This is a genomic window from Lentzea sp. NPDC058450 (assembly GCF_042721395.1).
Lineage (GTDB): Bacteria > Actinomycetota > Actinomycetes > Mycobacteriales > Pseudonocardiaceae > Lentzea.
In genome coordinates, this window is the sequence record NZ_JBHXLO010000067.1 from 1 (window position 1) to 9540 (window position 9540).

Genomic DNA, 9540 nt, shown 5'->3' on the forward strand with positions numbered 1-9540 from the left:
CTCACGCTGCCCAACCGACAACGAACTACCCGAATACACAACACTCCCCGGACGAAGGAACTGGAACCCAGTCCAACTTCCGGGGAGCAGTTCAGGCTGAAGCTCCCCCGCGACCCAACCTAGCGATGGGGTCTGACAGTCCTGGTGATCAAGCCGAATGCCCGCGAAGCCGAAGGCGAGCCCGAATGAGCATGCGGCTGCGGCGGTGGGGTCCCGTCACGAGTCGCGCCACAGCTCTCGCTGCATGCCTGGGAGGGTGTCAAACCGACACGCTCTTCGTCGGTTTGACACCCACCCAGGCATGTGGCTCGCTCTTGGCTCGACTTGTGACGGGACCCCACCGCCAACGCAACCAAACTACGAAACAGGCAGCCGCTCAAAGCAACAGGCGTGCCATCAGCCTGAGAGTGGCGCGGACCCCCCGATCAGATTGCCGGGGGTCTGGGGGCAGAGCCCCCAGGGGAAGCACGCAACAGGAACCCGCCGCACGCAGGCCAGGGAACGCTACGGGCCCGGCGGCGAAACTAGGACAGCGTCCGAACCCGACGAGTCGCCTCAGCCCGAGCAGCCAGCTCGGCATCCGCAGGGAAGTCCACCCGCACCAACGACAACCCGTGCGCCGGTGCCACCGTCACCCCGGAAGCCCGCCCCGTCAACGAGAGCAACGACGAAGGCCACTCAACAGCCTTCCGCCCCTCCCCAACCGCCAGCAACGCCCCGATCAACGACCGAACCATCGAGTGGCAGAACGCGTCCGCAGACACAAACGCCGTGATGACCCCGTCCTCACCACCCCGCACCAGCTCAAGCCGCTGCAGCTCCCGGATGGTCGTGGCCCCGTCACGCCGCTTGCAGAACGCGCAGAAGTCGTGCTCCCCCAACAACAACCCGGCGGCCACGTTCATCGCGGCGACGTCCAGCGGACGCGGCCAGGCCAGGGTGTCCAACCGCCGCGACGGATGCGCCCCGAAATCGGCGTCCGTCACCCGGTACTCGTAGTGCCGCCGCAACGCCGAAAACCGAGCGTCGAACTCAAAGGGCACCACACGAGCAGAAAAAACCCGAACATCATCCGGCAACGCCCGGGCCAGCCGCTTGGGCAACCCGGCAACATCAACGGACGCGGGAAGATCAGCATGGGCGACCTGACCGGAGGCGTGCACGCCAGCATCGGTCCGACCGGCCACAGTCAACGACACGTCCTCGCGCAACACCATCGACAGCGTGTCTTCGAGGACGCCGCACACGGTCCGACGGGAAGGCTGCCGAGCCCACCCCGAGAACGAGGTCCCGTCGTACCCCAGGTCGAAGCGCACACGAACGAGCCCGCCGCCCCCGGAACCGGGAACGACGGGCTCGTCAGCGGTCAGACTCAGGACTTGTCCTTGGCGGACTCGTCCTTGGCCTCGGCGTCCTTCGACTCCTCGGCCTCGACGGCCTCAGCGGTCGGCTCGCCGTCAACCTCGACGGCGTCCTCGGCCTTGGTCTCGTCAGCCTCGACGACAGCGGCCTCGGCCGGCTTCTCGTCCTTGGCGAACTTGGTCTTGCGCGCAGCCTCGGCCTCGGTGGAGACGAGCTTCTGCTGCACCAGCTCGATGATGGCCATGGGGGCGTTGTCGCCCTTGCGCGCCAGCGTCTTGGTGATGCGGGTGTAGCCACCGGAACGGTCGCTGAAGAACGGACCGATCTCGGCGATCAGCTTGTGCACGACGTCCTTGTCGCGGATCACCTTCATGATCTCGCGACGGTTGTGCAGGTCGCCGGCCTTGGCCTTCGAGATGATCTTCTCGGCGTACGGACGCAGCCGCTTCGCCTTGGCCTCAGTGGTCTTGATCCGGCCGTGCTGGAACAGCGCCGTCGCCAGGTTGGCGAGCAGCAGCCGCTCGTGCGCCGGAGACCCACCGAGCCGTGGGCCCTTGGTAGGGGTGGGCATCGCTTACTCCTGTAACTGAAAGAGATCCTCTGGCTCTGAGAGCGTCAGAGCTGCTCGGTCTCCGCGTAGTCCTGGCCGTCGTCGTGCGGGTCCAGGCCGGCACCGGCGCCCCAGCCCGTGTCACCGGGGTGGTAGTCGGCAGCAGCCGCGGACGGGTCGAACCCAGGAGGCGAGTCCTTCAGGGCGAGGCCGAGGCCGACGAGCTTCATCTTGACCTCGTCGATCGACTTCGCACCGAAGTTGCGGATGTCCAGCAGGTCCGCCTCGCTGCGCGACACGAGCTCGCCGACGGTGTGGATGCCTTCCCGCTTGAGGCAGTTGTAAGACCGGACGGTGAGGTCCAGGTCCTCAATCGGCATCGCGAACGCGGCGATGGTGTCAGCCTCGGCCGGCGACGGGCCGATCTCGATGCCCTCGGCGTCGATGTTCAGCTCGCGAGCGAGGCCGAACAGCTCAACCAGGGTCTTACCCGCGGAGGCAACGGCGTCCCTCGGAGTGATCGAGGGCTTGCTCTCCACGTCGAGGATCAGCTTGTCGAAGTCCGTGCGCTGCTCGACACGAGTCGCCTCGACCTTGTACGTCACCTTGAGAACCGGCGAGTAGATCGAGTCGACGGGGATGCGGCCGATCTCGGCGCCCGCCTGCTTGTTCTGAACAGCCGGGACGTAGCCGCGACCGCGCTCGACGACGAGCTCGATCTCCAGCTTCCCCTTGCCGTTCAGGGTCGCGATGTGCAGGTCGGGGTTGTGCACGGTGACACCGGCCGGAGGCACGATGTCGCCCGCGGTCACCACACCGGGGCCCTGCTTGCGCAGGTACATGGTCACCGGCTCGTCCTCCTCGGACGAGACGACGAGCTCCTTCAGGTTCAGGATGACGTCGGTGACGTCCTCCTTCACCCCGGGAACCGTGGTGAACTCGTGCAGCACGCCGTCGATGCGGATGCTCGTGACAGCAGCACCGGGGATCGACGAGAGCAGCGTGCGGCGGATCGAGTTGCCGAGCGTGTAACCGAAGCCCGGCTCCAGCGGTTCGATGACGAACCGGGAACGGGTCTCGGAGACCGCTTCCTCGGCGAGCGAGGGGCGCTGGGAAATCAGCACTGGGTTCTTCCTTTCAGCAACGACGCCCGCTATTTGACGCCGTCAACAACAGCCAGCCGCGGAGGCCGGCAAACGCACTCGGCACACCCTTCGCGCCGATGCGGGACCCGACCCGAGCCACCGTCCACAAGAGACGATGGCTCGGAGAGGATCACTTCGAGTAGAGCTCGACGATGAGCTGCTCGGTGACAGGCGTGTCGATCTGCGCGCGCTCGGGCAGCTGGTGCACGAGGATGCGCAGGTTCGAGGGAACGACCTGCAGCCAAGCCGGAATCGGGCGGTCACCGAAGGACGCGCGAGCAGCCTCGAAGGGCAGCGTCGGCATGGACTTCGGCTTCACGTCGATGATGTCGAACTTCGACACCTGGTAGCTCGGGATGTTGACCTTGTGGCCGTTCACGATGAAGTGACCGTGGCTGACCAGCTGGCGAGCCTGGCGACGCGTGCGGGCGAGGCCCGCGCGGTACACCACGTTGTCGAGGCGGGCCTCGAGGATCTGGAGCAGGTTCTCGCCGGTCTTGCCGGGGCGGCGAACCGCTTCCTTGTAGTACCGGACGAACTGCTTCTCCAGCACGCCGTAGGTGTAGCGAGCCTTCTGCTTCTCCTGGAGCTGCAGCAGGTACTCGGACTCCTTGACGCGGCCACGGCCGTGCTGGCCGGGCGGGTACGGACGGCGCTCGAACGCCTGGTCCCCACCAACGAGGTCAACCTTGAGGCGACGCGAGATGCGCGTCGCGGGTCCCGTATAACGAGCCATGAGTTCTTACTCCTCCCCGTGCCTCAGACCCGGCGCCGCTTGGGCGGGCGGCAGCCGTTGTGGGGCTGCGGGGTCACGTCCTGAATGGTGCCGACCTCGAGACCGGCGGCCTGCAGCGAACGGATCGCGGTTTCACGGCCGGAGCCGGGACCCTTCACGAACACGTCCACCTTGCGCATGCCGTGCTCGGCGGCCTTGCGGGCGGCGTTCTCGGCAGCCATCTGCGCCGCGAACGGCGTGGACTTGCGCGAGCCCTTGAAGCCCACGTGGCCGGCGGACGCCCAGCTGATCACGTTGCCCATCGGGTCGGTGATCGACACGATGGTGTTGTTGAACGTGCTCTTGATGTGCGCCTGGCCGTGCGAGACGTTCTTCTTTTCCTTGCGCCGGACCTTCTTGACCCCGGCGCCCGTGCGGGACTTGGGTGGCAAAACGAACTCCTAAGTTGAGGGCAGTAGACGCGAGGTCTTACTTCTTGCCGGCCTTCTTCTTGCCGGCCACGGTCTTCTTCGGACCCTTGCGGGTACGGGCGTTCGTCTTCGTGCGCTGTCCGCGAACGGGCAGGCCGCGACGGTGCCGAAGACCCTCGTAGCAACCGATCTCCATCTTGCGACGGATGTCGGCCGCGACCTCACGGCGAAGGTCACCCTCGACCTTGTAGTTCGTCTCGATGTGGTCCCGCAGCTTGGCGAGGTCGTCGTCCGTCAGATCCTTCACCCGGAGGTCCGGGGAGATCTCCGTGGCGGCGAGCAGCTCCTTGGAGCGCGTACGACCGATGCCGAAGATGTAGGTGAGCGCGATCTCCATCCGCTTTTCGCGGGGGAGGTCGACGCCAGCGAGTCGTGCCATGTGGCGGTTAACTCCTGTCGTTGACTTCCAGGTCTGCTCCTCGCCCAATTCCGGTGACTGACTCGCTGTGTGTCATGTTCCGGCTGCTCTCACAGCCGGTGTCCCGGCCCCGGCCTGGAATCCGGGGGTGTCCGCACACGTCTGGCCCGTGCGGTAGGTGCGAGGAGTGTCTCGTTACTGCGTCATCGAAAGATCTCGACGAGCGCGAGTGGAACTGCTCAGCCCTGGCGCTGCTTGTGGCGCAGGTTCTCGCAGATCACCATGACCCGGCCGTGACGGCGGATCACCTTGCACTTGTCGCAGATCTTCTTGACGCTCGGCTGAACCTTCACGCCTGAGATCTCCTGCTACTGGAGGTCACTTGTAGCGGTAGACGATGCGCCCGCGGGACAGGTCGTAGGGCGAGAGCTCCACGACAACCCGGTCCTCAGGGAGGATGCGGATGTAGTGCTGTCGCATCTTGCCGCTGATGTGCGCGAGTACCTTGTGACCGTTCTCCAACTCGACCCTGAACATCGCGTTGGGGAGCGGCTCGACTACGCGGCCCTCGACCTCAATGGCCCCGTCCTTCTTGCCCATGTCCTCCGCGTTTCGTGACGGTGGTAATAACCTTTGGACGCGCGCCACCCCGGCTCGAATCTCACCTCGGAGGGCATGACTGAACCGGCGCGACTGGTGCGCCACCTGACCAGTGTACGCAGTTCACTGCGGCAACCCAAATCGGGTCCGGTCAGTGCCGCTGGAGGGCTGCGCGGCCCGCTCCAGCACGGGCCTGAGCTTCGCGATGGAGCTGATCTCGGCCTCGTGCCTGCCGAGCACGGACTGGAGCGTCCGCAGGCGCTGAACGGCGATCCTGTCGCCGTAGCCGGACTCGTCAGAGCACCGCTGAGCTGCGTTGTCGAGCGCGCGGTCGCCCTTGCCGAAGCCGTAGCCCTCGAGGCCGGGCGCGTCCGGCCCGGGGTTGGTGAACCCCGCCCGGTCGAGGCAGTGCCGCAGCGTCGTCTCGGTGGCCCGCGTCTCGGCGGCCTCGGGCCCGCTCTTCAGCCGCACGTCCCAGTCACGCACGACCGTGTCGTGGACCGCCGTGATGCGACTCACTGCGTCGACGTACTCCCAGGGCGCTGACGCCCTGAACGAGCCCCCGCAACCGCCGTCGACGGGCACGGGCGGGCTGACGAAGTTCGGACGGCCGACGTTGACGTCGGAGAACGGCGGGTCGCAGCCCTCGACCGCCGCGATGGTGCCTGCCAGGAAGAGCTGGTCGGCGATCCGCGCCGCCGGGACGTCCTGGTAGGTGAAGTCGGTGGCCGGCTTAGAGGCAGCACAGCCTGCTAGTGGAATCAGAAGGACGGACAGGACGACACGGGTTACCCCCACAATGCCCCCAAGCATTGGACTCGCTCGTCCCCTCGACCGTATCCGTTCCCGCAAACGAATTAGCCCCGTTCGCCTGTCGGCGGAACGGGGCTACTCGGGAAAGCGTTGGGGTGCTCAGTCCTCTTCGGGTGCGGTGAGCACCCAGGGGCCGTCCTCGGTGATCGCGACGCTGTGCTCCCAGTGCGCGGCACGCGTGCCGTCGAGCGTGATGACGGTCCAGCCGTCCTCCAGCTCCTGGGAGTCGTCCGTGCCGAGCGTGAGCATCGGCTCGATCGCGATGGCCATGCCGACCTTGAGCCGGGCACCGCGGCCTGGCTTGCCGTAGTTCGGCAGGAACGGGTCCATGTGCATCTTGGAGCCGATGCCGTGGCCGCCGTAGTCCGCGACGATGCCGTACTCGATGCCGTCGCGGTCTCCCGACTCGATGGCCGAGGACTCGATGGCGAACGAGATGTCCGTGAGCCTGCCGCCGGGCACCGCGGCCTCGATGCCCGCGAGCATCGACAGCCTGGTGGCCTCGGACAGCTTGTGGTCCGCGGGCGAGATCTCGCCGACGCCGACCGTCACGGCCGAGTCGCCGTGCCAGTCGTCGAGGATCGCGCCGCAGTCGATGGAGATGAGGTCGCCCGCGGCCAGCACCTGCGTCTTGCTGGGGATGCCGTGGACGATCTGCTCGTTCACCGAGGCGCAGATGCTCGCCGGGAAGCCGTGGTAGCCCTTGAACGACGGGATGGCGCCGGCGTCGCGGATGGTCTGCTCGGCGATCTCGTCGAGCTCCCACGTGGACACACCGGGCTTGACCGCCGCGACGACGTTCTTCAACGCCCTCGCCACGACCAGGCCGGAGGCGCGCATCGCCTCCAGCTGGCCGGGCGTCTTGATCTCGATCTTGCTCATGCCTTCACGATCTGTTGCAGCTGTGACGACAGCTCGGAGCCGCGCGAGCAGCCCGCCTGTCACTTCTCGTTCAGCGCGGCCAGTGCCCGTTCGCTGATCTCGTCGATCTCACCGACGGCGTCGATGGAGATGACCTTCTCCGCGTAGTAGCTCAGCAGCGGCGCGGTCTCGTTGCGGTACACCTGCTGGCGGTGCCGGATGACGTCTTCCTTGTCGTCCGTGCGCCCGCGCGCGAGCAGCCGCTCCACCACGACGTCCTCGTCGACCCGGAACTCCAGCACCGCGTCCAGCGAGTGGCCGCCGACCGCCAGGAACTCGCCCAGCTTGTCGGCCTGGGCGACGTTGCGGGGGAACCCGTCGAGCAGGAACCCGTCCGCCGCGTCGGCCTCGGCCAAGCGCTTGCGCACCATCTCGTTTGTGATGGAGTCCGGCACGAGAGCGCCCTCGTCGAGGATGCTCTGCACCTCCAGCCCGAGCTCGGTCTGGTTGCTGATGTGTGACCGGAAGAGGTCGCCCGTCGAGATGTGCGGCACGCCGAGCTTGCGGCTCAGAACTTCGGCCTGGGTGCCCTTGCCCGCGCCGGGCGGGCCAACGAGAACGAGTCGCATCTAGCGGAGGAACCCTTCGTAATTGCGCTGCATGAGCTGGCTCTCGATCTGCTTCACGGTGTCGAGACCGACACCGACCATGATCAGAACCGCGGTACCGCCGAACGGGAAGTTCTGGTTCTGGCCGTCACCGGTCAGGTCCAGGAACAGGTTCGGCAGGATCGCCACGATGCCGAGGTAGAGCGAACCGGGGAGCGTGATGCGACCCAGGACGAACTTGAGGTACTCGGCGGTCGGGCGACCCGGTCGGATGCCGGGGATGAAGCCACCGAACTTCTTCATCTCGTCAGCGCGCTCGTCCGGGTTGAACGTGATGCCGACGTAGAAGTACGTGAAGAAGACGATCAGCAGGAAGTAGACGCTGATGTGCACCCAGGACGACTGCTTGACCAGGTAGGTCTGCACGAACGAGGAGAACCAGTTCGGCTCGGTCGAGGAACCCTGGGTGAGGCGGACGATCAGGTCCGGCAGGTAGAGCAGCGACGAGGCGAAGATGACCGGGATGACGCCGGCCTGGTTCACCTTGAGGGGGAGGTACGTCGACGTACCGCCGTACATGCGGCGGCCGATCATGCGCTTGGCGTACTGCACCGGGATGCGACGCTGGGCCTGCTCGACGTAGATGACGCTCGCGATGATGATCAGAGCCGCGACGACGACGAGCGCGAAGGTCAGCTTGTCCTTGTCGAGGATGTTCTTGCCCTCGGCGGGGATGCGGGCGGCGATACCGGTGAAGATCAGCAGCGACATGCCGTTGCCGATGCCCTTCTCGGTGATCAGCTCACCCAGCCACATGATGACCGAGGTACCGGCGGTCATGGTGATGACCAGCACGATGAGGGTGAAGATGCTGTCCTTGCCCGGGATGACGTCCTGGTCGCACTCGCCGAACAGCTGCCCGCGCACCGCCAGCGCCACGAGACCGGTCGACTGCAGGATCGCCAGGCCGATCGTCAGGTAGCGCGTGTACTGCGTCAGCTTGCCCTGACCAGCCTGTCCTTCCTTCTTCAACTGCTCGAACCGCGGAATGACCACGGTGAGCAGCTGAATGATGATGCTCGCGGTGATGTAGGGCATGATGCCCAGCGCGAACACGGACAGGTTGAGCAGAGCACCACCGCTGAACAGGTTGATCAGCGAGTAGATGTTCTGGCCTTCAAGAGCTTCAGCACACGCCCGCACGTTCTTGAAGGACACGCCCGGCGCGGGCATGGTCGCTCCAAGCCGGTACACAATGATGATCCCGAGCGTGAACAGGATCTTCTTGCGTAGATCCGGCGTCGCGAGAGCCGAGCGGAATGCGCCGAGCACGCGAACCTCCTGAGCGTTGCCGACCCCCAGGGACCGGCACATGCGGTAGTTGGCAGGCCGAGTCAGGTAGCCACGACCAAGCAACCCGGAGGACATCCGGGTTCAGCCCGCGACTCTAACAGCCCTCCCAGGCCACCCCGTACCCAGCGCCCAATCACAGGTTCCAACTCGTTGATCTCTGACCATCCCACTAGCCCATCCGGGGTATCGCAACCCCGAATTCCATGCTACGACCACCCAAAACGCCGCCGGGGAACGCCCTGCGGGGCCGCAAAGTTCCCGCAGAAATCCCCGTAGAGCGAACCCCGAGGCCCCCAGCGAACCGGGACTGGCTCGCGGCCAACTGGGGCCACAGCAGAGCACGCCAAAGCAAGGTGCGGACGAGGGCAGGGCGGCGCGGGAGCCGGGCGGGGCGAGGGCGGGGCGAGGGCGGGGCGAGGGCGGAGCGGAGCGGGGCCAGCGTGCGAGGCGCACGCAACCGCAGTCGTCAAAGCAGGCCAACCACGCACGCAGGCCAGGCGCGCGGTGCCAACCGGACAGCCGTCAACGCAAGCCCACCACCTACGAGGCCTGGCACGCGATGCCGAAGGCGAGCCCGAACGGGCTGCTACAGGACTGGGAGCCGGTTCCACCGCTCAAGGCGATTGGGGCTTGACTTTGGGTGCGAGGTGCTAGCTTCTCGAGCTCGGCCGGGCGCTTTTCAGC

Annotated in this window: 12 protein-coding genes; all 12 read right to left on the reverse strand. The window is 66.3% G+C overall.

Annotated elements, in window-relative coordinates:
- Nucleotides 1-524 precede the first annotated feature (524 nt).
- The 12 genes from truA to secY all read right to left on the reverse strand — a co-directional run bounded on the left by truA (nucleotide 525) and on the right by secY (nucleotide 8835).
- Nucleotides 525-1316 carry a tRNA pseudouridine(38-40) synthase TruA gene (gene truA / locus ACFWNN_RS45475; protein ID WP_382446198.1) on the reverse strand — a complete coding sequence of 264 codons (792 nt, stop codon included), beginning with the start codon at nucleotides 1314-1316 and terminating at the stop codon, nucleotides 525-527.
- A 56-nt stretch (nucleotides 1317-1372) separates the two neighbouring features.
- Entirely contained in the window at nucleotides 1373-1933 is a 561-nt protein-coding gene (rplQ, locus tag ACFWNN_RS45480; RefSeq protein ID WP_382446199.1) for a 50S ribosomal protein L17, read from the reverse strand.
- A gap of 44 nt (nucleotides 1934-1977) precedes the next feature.
- A complete protein-coding gene (locus tag ACFWNN_RS45485) occupies nucleotides 1978-3036 on the reverse strand; it encodes a DNA-directed RNA polymerase subunit alpha (protein WP_285643098.1) in 1059 nt (352 codons plus the stop codon).
- Between the two features lie 151 nt (nucleotides 3037-3187).
- The gene (gene rpsD / locus ACFWNN_RS45490) at nucleotides 3188-3793 is read right to left on the reverse strand and encodes a 30S ribosomal protein S4 (RefSeq protein ID WP_285643097.1); all 606 of its coding nucleotides are present in this window, start codon (nucleotides 3791-3793) and stop codon (nucleotides 3188-3190) included.
- 23 nt (nucleotides 3794-3816) lie between these two features.
- Nucleotides 3817-4224 carry a 30S ribosomal protein S11 gene (gene rpsK, locus ACFWNN_RS45495; protein ID WP_033436732.1) on the reverse strand — a complete coding sequence of 136 codons (408 nt, stop codon included), beginning with the start codon at nucleotides 4222-4224 and terminating at the stop codon, nucleotides 3817-3819.
- A 37-nt stretch (nucleotides 4225-4261) separates the two neighbouring features.
- The gene (rpsM, locus tag ACFWNN_RS45500; RefSeq protein WP_045309821.1) at nucleotides 4262-4642 is read right to left on the reverse strand and encodes a 30S ribosomal protein S13; all 381 of its coding nucleotides are present in this window, start codon (nucleotides 4640-4642) and stop codon (nucleotides 4262-4264) included.
- A 218-nt stretch (nucleotides 4643-4860) separates the two neighbouring features.
- Nucleotides 4861-4974, reverse strand: coding sequence for a 50S ribosomal protein L36 (gene rpmJ / locus ACFWNN_RS45505; RefSeq protein ID WP_010148647.1), 114 nt, complete (start codon nucleotides 4972-4974; stop codon nucleotides 4861-4863).
- 25 nt (nucleotides 4975-4999) lie between these two features.
- Nucleotides 5000-5221 carry a translation initiation factor IF-1 gene (infA, locus tag ACFWNN_RS45510; protein ID WP_005166804.1) on the reverse strand — a complete coding sequence of 74 codons (222 nt, stop codon included), beginning with the start codon at nucleotides 5219-5221 and terminating at the stop codon, nucleotides 5000-5002.
- A 123-nt stretch (nucleotides 5222-5344) separates the two neighbouring features.
- Nucleotides 5345-6019: a hypothetical protein gene (locus tag ACFWNN_RS45515; RefSeq protein ID WP_382446200.1), complete on the reverse strand. Its 675-nt coding sequence runs from the start codon at nucleotides 6017-6019 to the stop codon at nucleotides 5345-5347.
- Between the two features lie 114 nt (nucleotides 6020-6133).
- The gene (gene map, locus ACFWNN_RS45520; protein WP_382446201.1) at nucleotides 6134-6916 is read right to left on the reverse strand and encodes a type I methionyl aminopeptidase; all 783 of its coding nucleotides are present in this window, start codon (nucleotides 6914-6916) and stop codon (nucleotides 6134-6136) included.
- Nucleotides 6917-6975: 59 nt separating this feature from the next.
- Nucleotides 6976-7524: an adenylate kinase gene (locus tag ACFWNN_RS45525; RefSeq protein WP_359757727.1), complete on the reverse strand. Its 549-nt coding sequence runs from the start codon at nucleotides 7522-7524 to the stop codon at nucleotides 6976-6978.
- Nucleotides 7525-8835, reverse strand: a complete 1311-nt coding sequence (secY, locus tag ACFWNN_RS45530; RefSeq protein WP_382446202.1) for a preprotein translocase subunit SecY — start codon at nucleotides 8833-8835, stop codon at nucleotides 7525-7527.
- Nucleotides 8836-9540: the final 705 nt, after the last annotated feature.

Coding starts and splice junctions, on each gene's coding strand:
- rplQ (WP_382446199.1), bottom strand. CDS start 1,933: ATGCCCACCCCTACCAAGGGCCCACGGCTCGGTGGGTCTCCGGCGCAC.
- rpsD (WP_285643097.1), bottom strand. CDS start 3,793: ATGGCTCGTTATACGGGACCCGCGACGCGCATCTCGCGTCGCCTCAAG.
- rpsM (WP_045309821.1), bottom strand. CDS start 4,642: ATGGCACGACTCGCTGGCGTCGACCTCCCCCGCGAAAAGCGGATGGAG.
- infA (WP_005166804.1), bottom strand. CDS start 5,221: ATGGGCAAGAAGGACGGGGCCATTGAGGTCGAGGGCCGCGTAGTCGAG.
- map (WP_382446201.1), bottom strand. CDS start 6,916: ATGAGCAAGATCGAGATCAAGACGCCCGGCCAGCTGGAGGCGATGCGC.
- ACFWNN_RS45525 (WP_359757727.1), bottom strand. CDS start 7,524: ATGCGACTCGTTCTCGTTGGCCCGCCCGGCGCGGGCAAGGGCACCCAG.